The sequence below is a fragment of the Oligoflexia bacterium genome, assembly GCA_035326705.1.
Taxonomy (GTDB): domain Bacteria; phylum Bdellovibrionota_G; class JALEGL01; order JALEGL01; family JALEGL01; genus JALEGL01.
Window position 1 is genome coordinate 192,008 of the sequence record DAOLES010000004.1, and the last position, 13,447, is coordinate 205,454.

Sequence of the window (13,447 nt, forward strand, 5' to 3'; positions counted from 1 at the left end):
GATTGACATAGAAGACACGGGGATGAGCAAATTAAAAACGACGATTTTTAATTTGTGAAAGTAAAACCAATGTATATTTCATTTAATCAAGCACACACAGTAGCTTTTCTATTATAAAAACTACTGTGTGATAGATTTACATATTAATGAAAATAGGAAAATTCAGTACCATTATTTAATTTTGGAGCTTTGTCAGTAGAGGGTGAATCGTCGTCGTTGCTAGAAGGTGTATAGTAAAATGCGTGTTGAGCATTGAGTTTTGGTGTGATGGTGGAAGTGTGTTTTAGTCTATCATAAACTGGAAGTTCAGTTTCATTGTTGACAGTGGCGTTACAGGTTTCAGGATCTTCAACACTGAAAACATTCACTGTAATGTCTTGGCTGTAGCTGTTTGCATTAAGTCGTGAATAATTGATGCTTAATGACATATTGTTGATTGGATCATTTGAACAAGCAAAAAGTTGTGGCGTTTGTTCTTGGCCTAATGAAAGCGCTTCATTAATAATAAAGCGATAAGCGGGGTTGTCTTGCGGCCTATTATTTTTTATAGGCGTATTGTTATTGTAAATATTGACTTGGCCAAGGGCAATCAATTGTCTTGAATAAGGGTCATAAGTAACATTGATATCAGAGGTCATATAAAATAAGTTGTTATTGCTGCGATAGATGGGTAGAGCTTCCTTTGTAGCCGTATGATATACAGATGTATATGCTGAAGCATAGTTGTAATTATCAAACTTGTCAGTTTGAGTGAAAGTTTTAGCATAAAGAATATCTTCATGGTTGCAATGGGTTTCTATTTCTATCTTTACAGCATAGTTGTTATGGTGAATATGCGTATAGGTGATTTTTAAAGCAGCAGAGTCTTCTTCATCAGTTAAAAGGTTTTTGCTGTTGACGGAAAGTGTGGCTACACCAGCATTAAAAATAAGGGGGGTATTGCTTAGGTTAAAGTTATACAATAATGACGAAGTATCAGCATTTGTGTTGGGGCTATAAATTTTTACAGATCCATCCAAAGATGCGCTGTTTGAAAGACCAAATATTTGCTTTAAAATCAAGAGATGCCTCAAAGATATTATTTTTACTAACCAGGTTTTTTAAGCTTTTAACAGGATATATGCCGGCATGGGCAGCTCCTAAAAATAAAGTTATTATTAAAAAAAGCTTTTTCATGCGGTCCCCTTTAAGTAAATGTTTTTATTGACAAGCCAATAACAAAAAGCAAGTAAAAAATCAAGGGACGTGGCGTTAAGTCACATCATAAACGAATGATTTGCATGTCCTTAAAAAAAATAAGGGTACATACAGATAAAAATTTATTTACAATAAGTTTATTGATTCTTTTTAACGGCGACCAGATTGTATTTATCAAAGCCGGCTTCCGCTGAGGTAAAAAGAACAGCAGTTAATAGCCAGTAAGGTACCTCTTTGTCCGCAATGACCAAAATATTGCCTTCATAGGTGGTGGCTTTTTCATCACGAATTTTGGTTTCAGCTTTAACCATGGCGGCTTGTGTTTTTAAGGCTTTAAACAACTCAGGAATCATGTAATCTCTGTTACGCGCCTTGCGTTTCATGCTTAATACGGCTTTTGAATCAAGCGTGGCAACAATGTCATTATTGACAATGATTTGACCTTCACCGCTGTCATAATTGCTAACAGTGAGTTTTGTTGCATCTACAGGTGTGATTTGATGGGTTGACTTTGGAAATTGAAAGTTTTTAGTAGAATCCACAGTTAAGGTAGAACCAGAATAGCTTTTGAGCAAGAACACTAGAATGATTGTCATCATGTCCATCATGGCCACCAAATTAAGTTCTTTAGAATGACTGCTATCTAAGCCTCTGCCTCTGCGTTTACGCAAACGAGCGCGCCAGAGGTGAAGACTTGCATGTTGTTCTGTTTCTGCTGATGCCATAACTTTCCTTAGATTTTTTACGCCTGTTTATAAAACACTTAGTGTTACACTTGGAAACAGACCTTCATCTCCATCTTCTTCTTTATCGCGCAAGGCATCCATGGTTTTTATAATATCATCGTATTTCACAGACTCATGCGCTAAAATTAAAACCTTTTCTTCTTTAGGGAACAGAGCTTTGATCGAGTCGCCACGCTTTTTGAGCGCTTCAAACTGATATTCACCCTTCACTTTGGGAATTTGTGTTTTGGGCAAAGACTTTCCACCTTGTACGCTGGGATCTACTATAAAACCAGTTTCAGTTACCCTAACCATAAGCAAAAGCTCTTTTTTCTTTAACTGCTCTTGTGCAGTGGCAGCGTTGGGGCTTAATTGAGGGATAGAGGCATTTAGAATGGTAAAACTTAAAAAGCTGGTAATACTCATTAACATGAATAATACCAAGTTTACCATAATGTCCAAGTAGGGAACGAGGTTGAGTTCACCCACTTCAACTTCTAAGCCGCTTTCTCGCTGACCTCTGGACATAGATTAAGCAGCCTCACTCTCATGTCTGATGGTTAAAAGGTTTTCCAAACGACTGGTGTAGTAATCTAAATCACCAATAATCTTTTTAGCCCAGCCAGAAAGAATCAAGTGAGCAATGATACAGATTACAGCAATACTCAAACCCAACATGGTGTTGTAAAGTGCTTCAGCAATACCCACACCCATCGCTTCAGCTCTGGCTTCAGCAGAAAGACCGCCCAAAGCACCAAAAGATATACTCAATCCCCAAATGGTTCCAATTAAGCCTACCAATGTAGCAATGTTAGCAATGGCCCATAAAGAACCAATGCGCTTTTCAATCCTTGGTGTAACTTGCAATAAAGCTTCATCAATACCCATAGAAACGGCCATACCTCCAAGAGGAGCTTTGGCTAAGCCAGATTTTACAACAGTCGCCAAAGGAGATTTGCTGGTGTTGGCAAAGTTTCTGGCACTGTTTAAGTCATTGGCCAAAATATGGCGTTCAATGGTTTGCATGAATGAAACACCATTGACGGAGTATTTTGCCCAAAGCATATAGACACGTTCTAAGATGACACCAAGAGCGATAATAGAGACAATAGTGTTAAGCTGCATAAAACGACTATGCCAGTAAACATCAAAAAAAGATGACATAATTAAACCTCCAAATTTTTGTGTAAGCTATCATGTTGTACACAATTTTTTTATATTTAAACAATTATCCTATTGTATACCAATTGTATCAGTTGGCAACTTTCTGAATTTTTTCTGCAAGGTAATCGTGCTGGGGCCAGGTATGTTGAGATAAGTTTTTTTGTGGGGCGTGCAGTCTAAACCGACGTTTACAATGCAAAACCCTCTCAATAGAAGCTTGTAAACGTAAGGGATCTAAGGTCTTTTGTTCTAAAGCGTTAACAATGGCATTGTAAACATTTTCGGATTCCTGCAAAGATTTGCACACCAAAAGTAAATCAACACCAGCATTTAGCGCTTCAACTGCAGCAGAAGATAGGTTTTTATTTTTGGCCACAGCATGCATCTCCAAATCATCACTGACAATTAGACCTTCATAGCCAAGACGTTTGCGTAAAAGAGTTTGTAAGAAAAAAGGAGATAAAGTAGCCATGTTGTGTGGATCTATAGCACTGTAAACAATATGAGCTGTCATAATCATAGGCACCTTATATGCAATGGCTCTAATGAAAGGCTTAAGCTCGCGTTGCATCAGTGTTTTTAAAGAAGTATCAACGCTGGGTAAGGCCAAGTGGCTGTCTAATAGGGTGTCACCATGACCTGGGAAATGTTTAGCACAAGAAATAATGTTATTTTGATTAAAACTATCAACGCTAAGACCCACCAAATTGCTGGTTGTTTTTTGGGTGCTGGCAAAGGCTCTATCATTGATAATTGGATTTTTGGGATTGGTGTGAATATCTGCTACAGGTGAAAAATCCAAGTTAACACCAATGCTTTTAAGTTGTCTGCATATGGCATTGATTTGTTGCCGAGCCAATTTAGGAGATTGGGTTTTTTCATAACTTTGTCCCAAAGCTTGGTTACCGGGAAAGTGGGTAAAAGGTTTACTTAAACGTTCTACGCGGCCGCCCTCCTGATCTATGCCAATAAAAGGGGGTGTTGCAAAGTGTTGCCAAACTTCTTGTGATAAGGCTAGACTTTGTTCAGGGCTATCTAAATTACGCCTAAAATAAATTACCCCGGCAGGGTCTACTTTTTTGATGAAGCTGATTTCATCTTTATTTAAATACGTACTATCAAAACCAATCATCATGAGTTGACCCAAGCGACGTTTTAGAGTTTGAATTGGCCAAGAGCTTTTCTGTTTTTTGCGTGCATTTTGTTGCATATTCATTGCATTACCTTAAACTGATCCACAATGAAAATACCAAATAAAGTTTTAATGATTTTTCTGTCTTGCTTAGGCTGCTTCATGCATCCGCAGAAGGCTATGGCAAAAACACCTGCTGATAATCTTGAACAACGCATTGATTGGGTGCTTGATAAAGCTAAAATTAAACAAAATAATATTGGTTTGTATATGTTTAATGAACAGCAGGTTTTGTATACCAAACATGCACATAAAACTTTAAATCCAGCATCAGCAATAAAAATTTTGGTAACAGCGGCAGCTTTGGAGCATTGGGGACAAGCGCATGAGTTTTCTACCAAGCTTTGGTTGAATAAAGGGCAACTTTGTATCAAAGGAGGCTTAGACCCATATTTTGTCAGTGAAAATTTATGGTTGTTGGGACAAATGTTGCGTAGAGAGTCCATCAATAAAATTCAATCATTGATTATTGATAATAGTGACTTATCGGTACAGCATGGCCTAAAGAAAAATTTTTCTGGAGATGCCCACCGAGCATTTGTTGCCCCACAAAGTGCCTTGGCTTTAAACTTTAACTCATTGACGGTACATGTTTATCCTGCTGTCGCTAAAGGTCAACAAGCTACGGTTTTAATTGATCCAGATTTGCCTGAGGATGCTTATCATTTAAATGCTCAGGTCAACACGGTTAATAGTGCTGGAAAAAAAAGTATTGTTATGCAAGTAAGCTACGATGAAAAAAAACAACGCTTAAACATTAATGTTAATGGGGTCATAGGGATCAATGAAAAACATAGAACCTTGTATGGATCTGTGTCTCAACCAGAGTTTTATTTTGCGCAAGCTTTAAAAAATATGTTGGCTAAAGAAAATTTACTGGCAACAAAACAAGTTTTTGATGTGCAATACAAACCTTGTGCAACAATGGGTACTGCTTTGGAATTTAAATCTAAACCTCTGACCCATATTGTTTGGGGGATGAATAAGTACAGCAATAATTTTATGGCTGAAATGCTGTCCTATGCTTTAGCTAAAGACGGGGTTGATTTAAATGATTGGCTTAAAAAAAATAAAGGACCACTAAAAGATGCGGTTGTTTTAAACAAAGCTTCAGGCTTATCTAGACAAACTGAAATTTCTGCTCATGATTTAGCACAGTTATTTTTTGTTTCAGCCCAACATCCAGTATACGGCACTGAGTTTTTGCATGCCATGAGCGTTGCAGGCCAAGACGGAACTTTACGCAATCGCTTTAAAAGTAAAGCTATGTTTGGCAAGATAAGGGCAAAATCCGGTACACTTAACAATGTTACTGCTTTGGTTGGGCAGGCAAATACAAAAAAATATGGGGCTGTTTATTTTGCTTTTTTGTGGAATGATACCGGTCAAAGTGGTTGGCATCTGCGTGATCTTGAAGAAAAAATATTGGCGGAACTGTTTTAAAACAATCTTTAACACAAGGGCTATGGTACAATAAGAAGATGATGCAAAAATATAAAAATGTAGGCTTTTCTTTGATTGAACTAATGACCGTCTTGGTGATTGTTGGCCTTTTAGCTGCGATTGCGGGCCCTATTTATTTAAACTATATTCGTAAAGCCAGAACTTCAGAAGCCATCAACAATTTAGGTATTATTGCTTTGTATCAGGAAAGTTTTTTTGCAGAAAATGAAAGTTATGTAACCGTGGGGCCAAGCCCTGCTAAAGTACCCAATTATCAAACAGGGAGAGAAAAATTTAATACTTCAGTCTCCGGTTGGAATTTATTGGGTAGAGTGATACGCAATGGTGAAGAGGTGTATTTTCAGTATGAGGCAATTGCAGGGCAAATTGATGAATCCGGAAACAATGTGACCGGAGGTCTTGGCGATTTAAAAGCAATTGATGGCTCTTATACACCAGGAGGTTCAGACTGTAACCATAGTGCCATAACGCCCTCAACCACCCTTGGCATCCCAACTCCGGTGAGCAGCAACTGGTATTATATAACGGCCGTGGCTGATCAAAAGGGGCCGCTTAAAGACTGCTCCTTGTTTATTAAGGTCATTGATAGAAATGACATTTATGAAGAAGACCCTACACAATAAAAATACTTCTAATCAATTTTAGCTTTTGGGTTATTGCAGTTAATAAAAGACAATGCTGATTAGGTAATAAAACCGGGCTAACTTTTAAAAGTATTAATTGTTGTTGTAAATAATAGTTTTGGATTGCACCTGTTATCTGAGCAGGAGTCTAGGTAAAAATTAATTGTACCATTGTTTAACAGTTGGCCAGTAAGGCTTGAATTTTCATTTTCTCCATAAATAAACTGCGCTGGATTTTCTGGATCAATCTCAATATTCCATTGCAAAGTGGGAGTATTGTTTTTGTTTTTTAGCTGAATGTTTTTTTGGGTATCATTATAGACCCATGTCCAGCCGTAGTAATCTGTGTTGCTGATGGTTTTGCCATCATAGGATGGTTTTAGGTGTGCATCAGTGGAGCCGCTAACAGGTAAGAAGTAGCCCGTAGAGGTTGCTTTGCCATTCCATGTTGGACTTCCCTGAGCGTAGATTGAAAAAATACTCATAAACAACAGACATAAAAAAAGTTTAAACATGTGTTCTCCCCAGGAAAATTTTTATGAACTGGTAACATATTTTTAACTTTTAACGCAAGGGTATTATTTTTTCTGAATGTACTGCTTATCCAACAAGTATTGAAAGACTTTGGCGGTTTCTAAATCCGTGAGTTCACTGATGTCTAGGGCAGCTTGTAAGGTGCCTTCGTTGAGGATATTTTGTAAAACGGTTAAAACTTTAGGATGTAACCTAGATAAAGGTGCTGTAAGGGGTTTGCATAAAACAAATTTTTGCTCAAACTTGGGTAAGGTTGATTTTAACTTTTTAAGTTCATCCATTTGTCTAAAGGCTTCCATAAGCAAGCCTTCAATGTTTGCGCTCAGTGGTTCTTTGTTTTTGCTGGTTATTTCTGTTGCCAACAGCTGAAAATCTCCTTCATCCCAGCTTAGCATGCGATGCACAGCTTTTAAGCCGTTAACATTAGCAAGATCGGCCTGCATGATAGCGCCATTTTTTAGTAAAATTTTGCCGGTCTGTTTGTTTTTATCAATTTGTAATAAACCGCTGCGTTTATTTTGTGCCAAGTTTTGGAGTAAATCGGGTAAGCTCATTAATGAAAGATTGCCGGACAGTGCACTGGAAGCATTGTTGCTGATTTTAAGCTCTTGCTCTTCTTTTATTTTTGCAAAAGAAGCTTCATGATGGTTGACAGAGCGTTCAATTTCAAAATCTTCACTGACTTGTTCAAAGTCAATATTATCTTCTGCATTAAAAGTGTCATTGATAGAAGGTTGTTCGCTATTAACCGCTTCGTCTTCTATGCTTTCACTTAAATCAACCAAATCAAAGTCATCTTGCCCAGAACTTTTTTCATCAAGTGAGTTATCATGGACAAAGTCTAAATCATCCAATTGATCCTTATCACTGTCCAAATTAGCGGCTGTTTGTGGGTTTGATTGCGGTTCTGAAATAGGAACTTCTTCTTCAATTTTATGAGAAGTGTCAGGAAATTCCTGAATTTTATCTTGGGTGTTAATTTGATCAGAGTTGGATGTTTTGACAATGTTAGCAGCGTCTTCTTCTGATAAAGCAAAGGTTAATTTGATTTTACTGGTGCCAAGGCTCACCACATCGTTGTTGCTGGCTTTTTGTTTTTCTTTGAGAATATCATCGTTTAAAAATGTACCATTGGTGCTGCCTAAGTCTTGAACAAAGACGCCATTAGGTTCAACAGAAATTTGACAATGATTGCGGGAGATTTTTTTTTCACTGAGATAAATGTCACAATCTTCACCGCGTCCCATGACCAATGTTCTAGGAGGGATGATGCGCAGCTCTACGCCTTCATTTTCACCCTCTAAAAAAGTCAATAAGACTTCGTTATGCTTGTTTGCTTTACTCATGTTTGTATGTGTCTTCTAATCTGCCTTGGCGCTTTCAAAAAGTAAAATAGTTTTTCCAATTTGAATTTTATCATGCGGATTAAGCACCTTATTGTTAATCCGTTCCTGGTTGACAAATGTACCATTGGAAGATGCCAAGTCTCTAATAATCACTCTTCCCCCTTCAACAACTTCAATTATAGCATGTTTTCTGGATACGTCAGCGTCGTTGAGAGAAATATGGCAGCCAATGCGGCCAATAGCAAAAGACACTTTCTGAATGGCAAATTTTTTACCTTTGTCTGGGCCTAAAATAATACGCATACGAACCACACGTTCTTCAGGTTTGATGGGGCGTTGAACTTTACGATCCACTTGAGTTTTACTGGGTTCATAGTGAACAAACTCTTCATCAATAAGACCCGAAAGTCCGGAGTAACTTCCGGTTTTTAAGTTATGTGATGAGTTGGTCAGTTCACTGCTAATTCTAGGATTTTGTCTAATGCACAATAAGGTTTGACCAATTTGTATGGCTTGGCCAAGATGAATTTGTTGTTGGGTTATAGACTGGCCATCAATAAAGGTGCCGTTACTGCTTCCTAGGTCAGTGACCCTTATGTGTGGGCCATGAATTTCTATAGCCAAATGACTGGAAGATACTCGGATGTCACGGACCAATATATCTCCGTTTTTTCTACCCAAAATAATTCGGGTTTTGCCAATGGCAACCCGTCGGCCTTTTTCATTGCCTTCTAAGAATTCAAGGTAGTAACCCAGTTCAGGCGCAAGGTCAATGGCACTAAAATTTGATTTTTCTTCTGACATAGATTTGTTACTTCAATGGGTTCATCTTATGAAGTGAGTTTTTTGTCAAGTCGCAGGGTCATATATAGAGAGTAAAAAATTGCTCATTATCCATGAGCTTGATATGCAAAGCTTATGTCAGAAAAAGCATGTTGGGTAGAATATTCAGGGTCTAAGTTTTGGCTATTGGTTTTTGCTTTAGTGTATTTCCCAGTGGCCATTTTTTTAATTTTATTAAGAGGTAAGTTGCACGTCCACCAAGGCACCTATTACTTTGATTATACGGGTTCAGTGTTTTGGTTGGGTTTTTGGTTGTTGGTCTTCTTCCCTATTGGCTTACTGTTGGTGCTGATCAACGGCATCTCGTTTAAGCAGATTAATGGACAAAATCATAGTTCGATTAACAATGAAGCCATAGAATTTTAGGTGTAAATTTGAAGCAGCACGCACGAAGAAAAAGATTTTTGTACAACGAGTTTTGGCTGGCAAGCCAGCCAACAGGTTGAGCGGGTAGAAAAACTTTTTCTTCGTGGTGCGTATGTATGAAGGAGAAAACGATGGACTACAACCCGATTATGGTGGCCATGGATGTGGCTGATTTAAATGTGTTTGATGAGAATCTTGAGCGGCTTGCACCGTATGTAGGAACGTTTAAAATTGGCTTAGAGGCCATGACTCAGTTTGGCGCGCAGACTTTGGTCGATAAAATTCATAATGCCCGAAGCAGTGTATTTTTAGATGGCAAGTTTTGTGACATTCCCAACACTGTAGGTAAAGCCAGCCAAGTGGTGGCGGATATGGGAGCGGCGTTTTTTAATGTGCACGCCAGTTGTGGTTTTAAATCCATAGAAGCAGCAGCTAAAGTTAAAGGTGAAAGCAAATTATTGGTGGTGACCGTTCTCACCAGCATGTCTGAGCAAGATAGCCAACAGATATTTTCTGGTGCTACCCAAGATAAAGTGAAGCAGTTTGCGCAAATGGCAGTGGATGCTGGCGCTGATGGTGTTGTTTGTTCTCCTTTGGAGCTGGAATTGTTCAATGCTGAGCCTGGTTTGAAAGCTCTGCTTAAAGTAACTCCGGGTATCCGTCCAGAAAGTGCCCAAAAAGATGATCAAACACGCACACTGACACCCAAGCAAGCCATAGAACAAGGCGCAGATCATTTGGTGATTGGCAGACCCATCATGCAAGCTCAAGACCCCAAGCAAGCGGCGAAAGCGATTTTAGATAGCCTTCAAGCCTAAGTATGTGCATTGGGTAGTGGGGGGCGGTTAAATTGGCAAAGGAAACCGTAACTTACTTTTTTTAAAGAAGTAAAGTGCAAGAGCATGTAAAAAACTACTGAACTAGCTATAGTCAGGTTAAAAGTCTACCCAACACTAAACTGAAAAAACAAGTGAAATCATAGACCAACGTTAAAAATAAGGGCATAAAAAGTGAAGGGTTTGGTGCAACAAAAGCTTGCGTTTTGGGTTTATGTATGTAATATTCCTGCTCTGAAAATAAAAAAGTGTATACATTTAAGTAGGTTAGCAAAAAAACAAACCTACACAGATTGAATAAAATAAGGATTAATAACCGTGGAAAAAACAAAAATTATTGAAAAATTCAAGCAACATGAGGGTGATACGGGTTCACCAGAAGTGCAAGTGGCACTTTTAACCGATAGAATTTCACATTTAACAGAACATTTTAAAACCCATAAAAAAGACAACCACTCACGACGTGGTCTATTGAAAATGGTGGGTAACCGCAGAAGTTTGTTGGATTATCTCAAAAAAACCAACGTAGATCGTTATAAAAAATTGATCAAAGATCTTGGTTTAAGAAAGTAGATTACTGCTTTTTTAAACAGTTTTCTTATGTGCGGATTGATAAAACCGCACATATTCTCTCTGCATACGCTACTAAATGATACACCTTCTTATTTTCACAAAAAACTAACTATTAATTAATAAACCTATCAAAATTATATGGTTCTGGGAGAGAGGCCTTGTGCCGCATCTCCCCTGGGTGGGTTGAATCGATCAAAAACGACGCTTTTTGATCGAGAAGGGGGGAAGCTCCCCCCTTAGAGAAAAGAACCAGAGGAGAAATAATAGAATGATTAAAAAAACAATCGAATTTCATGGAGAGACCCTCAGTATTGAAGTGGGTAGAATGGCCAAGCAAGCCAATGGCTCTGCATTTATTCAGTATGGTGAAACCGCGGTATTGGTCACCGCAACCTGTGGTAAAAAAAATAAAGAAGGTATAGATTTCTTACCTCTATCTATTGAGTATATTGAAAAAATGTCTGCGGCAGGAAAGATTCCTGGCGGCTTTTTTAAACGTGAAGGCCGTCAATCTGAGCGTGAAATTTTAACCTCACGTTTAACCGACCGTCCAATTAGACCTTTGTTCCCAAAAGGTTACGCGCGTGAAACCCAAGTGATTACCAGTGTTTTATCCTATGACGGGGTGAATGATCCGGATGTGTTATCTTTGTTGGGTGCGTCTACAGCTTTGGCCGTGTCTGATATTCCTTTTGCTGGACCGGTTGCGGCAGTGAGAGTGGGCCGTATCAATGGTGAACATATTTGTAATCCATCGCATGAGCAAATTGAGCAATCAGACCTAGAGTTGGTGGTTGCCGGTAGTAAAGATGCTGTGGTGATGGTTGAAGGTGAAGCAGATATTGTTCCTGAAGCTGAACTGTTGGCAGCTATCAAGTTTGGGCATGAGAGCTTACAACCTTTGTTGCAAATTCAAGAAGAAGTGCAAAAAGAAATAGGGAAAATCAAATTTGAAGTTGTTGCGCCTGAAAATAAAGTTGAAGAATTGATGGCTTGGGTTGAAGAGAATCGGGGCACAAAATTAAGAGAAATTTTAACCATTAAAGAAAAAATTGAGCGTTATACCGCTTTATCTGTATTTAAAGATGAGGTTATGGACGTTGCTTGTGCTGAAGGAGCGGTGTTTGAAGGTTGTCAAGCAGACGCTGCCAGCGCCATTGATAAAATGATATCCAATCATATGCGCAGCAATGTTTTGGAAAATAAGATTCGTTTGGATGAAAGAAAACCAAGCGAAATCAGAGCAATTACTGCAGAAGTGGGTGTTTTACCCAGAACGCACGGTTCAGCATTGTTTACCCGTGGTGAGACGCAAGCTTTGGTGAGCACCACTTTAGGTACCAGTGAAGATGAACAGATTGTAGATACTTTGATTAGCAACGCGCGTGAGCGTTTCTTGTTGCATTACAACTTCCCTCCATTTTGTGTGGGTGAAACCAAACCTTTAAGAGGTCCAGCCAGACGTGAAATTGGCCATGGTTTCTTAGCCCGCAAAGCGGTGGAAAAAGTCTTACCAACAAAAGAAGAGTTTCCGTATACCATTAGAGTATTGTCTGATGTTCTTGAGTCACATGGCTCTTCATCTATGGCAACAGTCTGTGGCGCAACTTTATCCATGATGGATGCAGGTGTGAATATTAAAGCTCCTGTGGCAGGGATCGCTATGGGCTTGGTTAAAAAAGATGATAACTTTGTTGTTTTATCTGATATTTCAGGTGATGAAGATCATATTGGTGATATGGATTTTAAAGTGGCTGGAACCAAAGACGGAGTTACAGCGGTACAAATGGATATTAAAATTGATGGGATCAGTTGGGATATCATGGAGCAAGCCTTGCAACAGGCTAAAGAAGGTCGTTTGCATATTTTAGACAAAATGCAAGAGGGCTTGGGTGAAACCCGTGGTGATTTATCTGCACATGCTCCGCGTATTGAAACCATTCAAATTAAACCAGATAAGATCAGAGACGTGATTGGTACCGGTGGTAAAGTGATTCGTGGTATTGTTGAGGAAAGTGGTGCTAAAGTTGAAGTCAATGATGATGGTATTGTCAAAATAGCTTCTTCTGACAAAGCTTCTTTGGAAAAAGCCATGCAAATGGTTAAAGACATTGTTGCTGAAGCAGAGATTGGTAAAATTTATAAAGGTAAAGTCACCAAAGTCATGGACTACGGTGCCTTTGTAGAAATTTTACCTGGCAAAGAAGGCTTATGTCATATCAGTGAATTCTTAACCACGGAACCTATTGAAGATGCGTCAGAAGTGGTGAGTGAAGGTGATGAAATTGAAGTTAAAGTTTTAGACGTTGAAGGCAATAACCGAATTAAACTTTCTCACCGTGAAGTTTTAGAGCCAGGTTCATCTGACCATGTTCCAGGTTCTGGCAGAGACAGAAAACGCACTAGTGGTGGTGGCAGAGGCCGTGGCCGTAGTGGGCGTGACAGTCGTCCTAGACGTTAAGTCATTTCTAATAAAACCATTTGTTTGAGGGCAGAGCGGATTATGCTTGCCCTCAAGCTTTTTTGACTGGTAAAACAAGCTGTTCTAATATTATTTAAGTTCAAATATAGTCTGACAGTTTTT

14 protein-coding genes are annotated in these 13,447 nt (G+C 38.8%); 6 read left to right on the forward strand and 8 right to left on the reverse strand.

Features of this window, described 5'->3' with window-relative positions:
* Nucleotides 1-143: 143 nt before the first annotated feature.
* From PKC21_07500 to nagZ, 5 genes are all read right to left on the reverse strand, one after another.
* Nucleotides 144-1,061, reverse strand: coding sequence for a hypothetical protein (locus PKC21_07500; protein HMR25181.1), 918 nt, complete (start codon nt 1,059-1,061; stop codon nt 144-146).
* A gap of 273 nt (nt 1,062-1,334) precedes the next feature.
* Nucleotides 1,335-1,922 carry a biopolymer transporter ExbD gene (locus tag PKC21_07505; protein ID HMR25182.1) on the reverse strand — a complete coding sequence of 196 codons (588 nt, stop codon included), beginning with the start codon at nt 1,920-1,922 and terminating at the stop codon, nt 1,335-1,337.
* A 27-nt stretch (nt 1,923-1,949) separates the two neighbouring features.
* Nucleotides 1,950-2,450, reverse strand: coding sequence for a biopolymer transporter ExbD (locus PKC21_07510; protein ID HMR25183.1), 501 nt, complete (start codon nt 2,448-2,450; stop codon nt 1,950-1,952).
* Nucleotides 2,451-2,453: 3 nt separating this feature from the next.
* On the reverse strand, nt 2,454-3,086 hold the full coding sequence (locus PKC21_07515) for a MotA/TolQ/ExbB proton channel family protein (GenBank protein ID HMR25184.1): 633 nt from the start codon (nt 3,084-3,086) through the stop codon (nt 2,454-2,456).
* A gap of 88 nt (nt 3,087-3,174) precedes the next feature.
* Nucleotides 3,175-4,302, reverse strand: a complete 1,128-nt coding sequence (nagZ, locus tag PKC21_07520; protein ID HMR25185.1) for a beta-N-acetylhexosaminidase — start codon at nt 4,300-4,302, stop codon at nt 3,175-3,177.
* Nucleotides 4,303-4,398: 96 nt separating this feature from the next.
* Here nagZ and dacB point away from each other — a divergent pair, with 96 nt between their 5' ends.
* Complete coding sequence (gene dacB, locus PKC21_07525; protein ID HMR25186.1) at nt 4,399-5,721, forward strand: D-alanyl-D-alanine carboxypeptidase/D-alanyl-D-alanine-endopeptidase; 1,323 nt, start codon at nt 4,399-4,401, stop codon at nt 5,719-5,721.
* Nucleotides 5,722-5,759: 38 nt separating this feature from the next.
* Nucleotides 5,760-6,365, forward strand: coding sequence for a prepilin-type N-terminal cleavage/methylation domain-containing protein (locus tag PKC21_07530; protein ID HMR25187.1), 606 nt, complete (start codon nt 5,760-5,762; stop codon nt 6,363-6,365).
* A 77-nt stretch (nt 6,366-6,442) separates the two neighbouring features.
* Here the strand turns inward: PKC21_07530 and PKC21_07535 are convergent, their stop codons facing one another.
* The 3 genes from PKC21_07535 to PKC21_07545 form a co-directional block, all read right to left on the reverse strand.
* Nucleotides 6,443-6,880, reverse strand: a complete 438-nt coding sequence (locus PKC21_07535) for a hypothetical protein (protein ID HMR25188.1) — start codon at nt 6,878-6,880, stop codon at nt 6,443-6,445.
* Between the two features lie 63 nt (nt 6,881-6,943).
* A complete protein-coding gene (locus PKC21_07540; GenBank protein ID HMR25189.1) occupies nt 6,944-8,245 on the reverse strand; it encodes a DUF4388 domain-containing protein in 1,302 nt (433 codons plus the stop codon).
* 15 nt (nt 8,246-8,260) lie between these two features.
* On the reverse strand, nt 8,261-9,049 hold the full coding sequence (locus PKC21_07545) for an FHA domain-containing protein (GenBank protein ID HMR25190.1): 789 nt from the start codon (nt 9,047-9,049) through the stop codon (nt 8,261-8,263).
* 114 nt (nt 9,050-9,163) lie between these two features.
* Here PKC21_07545 and PKC21_07550 point away from each other — a divergent pair, with 114 nt between their 5' ends.
* The 4 genes from PKC21_07550 to pnp all read left to right on the forward strand — a co-directional run bounded on the left by PKC21_07550 (nt 9,164) and on the right by pnp (nt 13,324).
* Nucleotides 9,164-9,454 (forward strand): hypothetical protein, encoded by a 291-nt coding sequence (locus PKC21_07550; protein HMR25191.1) that lies wholly within the window; start codon nt 9,164-9,166, stop codon nt 9,452-9,454.
* A gap of 116 nt (nt 9,455-9,570) precedes the next feature.
* Entirely contained in the window at nt 9,571-10,272 is a 702-nt protein-coding gene (gene pyrF, locus PKC21_07555; GenBank protein HMR25192.1) for an orotidine-5'-phosphate decarboxylase, read from the forward strand.
* 330 nt (nt 10,273-10,602) lie between these two features.
* Nucleotides 10,603-10,863 (forward strand): 30S ribosomal protein S15, encoded by a 261-nt coding sequence (gene rpsO / locus PKC21_07560; protein HMR25193.1) that lies wholly within the window; start codon nt 10,603-10,605, stop codon nt 10,861-10,863.
* Between the two features lie 268 nt (nt 10,864-11,131).
* A complete protein-coding gene (gene pnp / locus PKC21_07565; GenBank protein HMR25194.1) occupies nt 11,132-13,324 on the forward strand; it encodes a polyribonucleotide nucleotidyltransferase in 2,193 nt (730 codons plus the stop codon).
* The last annotated feature ends 123 nt before the right edge of the window (nt 13,325-13,447 follow it).

Coding starts and splice junctions, on each gene's coding strand:
- pyrF (HMR25192.1), top strand. CDS start 9,571: ATGAAGGAGAAAACGATGGACTACAACCCGATTATGGTGGCCATGGAT.
- PKC21_07505 (HMR25182.1), bottom strand. CDS start 1,922: ATGGCATCAGCAGAAACAGAACAACATGCAAGTCTTCACCTCTGGCGC.
- PKC21_07545 (HMR25190.1), bottom strand. CDS start 9,049: ATGTCAGAAGAAAAATCAAATTTTAGTGCCATTGACCTTGCGCCTGAA.
- PKC21_07515 (HMR25184.1), bottom strand. CDS start 3,086: ATGTCATCTTTTTTTGATGTTTACTGGCATAGTCGTTTTATGCAGCTT.
- PKC21_07535 (HMR25188.1), bottom strand. CDS start 6,880: ATGTTTAAACTTTTTTTATGTCTGTTGTTTATGAGTATTTTTTCAATC.
- PKC21_07530 (HMR25187.1), top strand. CDS start 5,760: ATGATGCAAAAATATAAAAATGTAGGCTTTTCTTTGATTGAACTAATG.
- dacB (HMR25186.1), top strand. CDS start 4,399: ATGGCAAAAACACCTGCTGATAATCTTGAACAACGCATTGATTGGGTG.
- pnp (HMR25194.1), top strand. CDS start 11,132: ATGATTAAAAAAACAATCGAATTTCATGGAGAGACCCTCAGTATTGAA.
- PKC21_07540 (HMR25189.1), bottom strand. CDS start 8,245: ATGAGTAAAGCAAACAAGCATAACGAAGTCTTATTGACTTTTTTAGAG.
- PKC21_07510 (HMR25183.1), bottom strand. CDS start 2,450: ATGTCCAGAGGTCAGCGAGAAAGCGGCTTAGAAGTTGAAGTGGGTGAA.
- PKC21_07550 (HMR25191.1), top strand. CDS start 9,164: ATGTCAGAAAAAGCATGTTGGGTAGAATATTCAGGGTCTAAGTTTTGG.
- nagZ (HMR25185.1), bottom strand. CDS start 4,302: ATGAATATGCAACAAAATGCACGCAAAAAACAGAAAAGCTCTTGGCCA.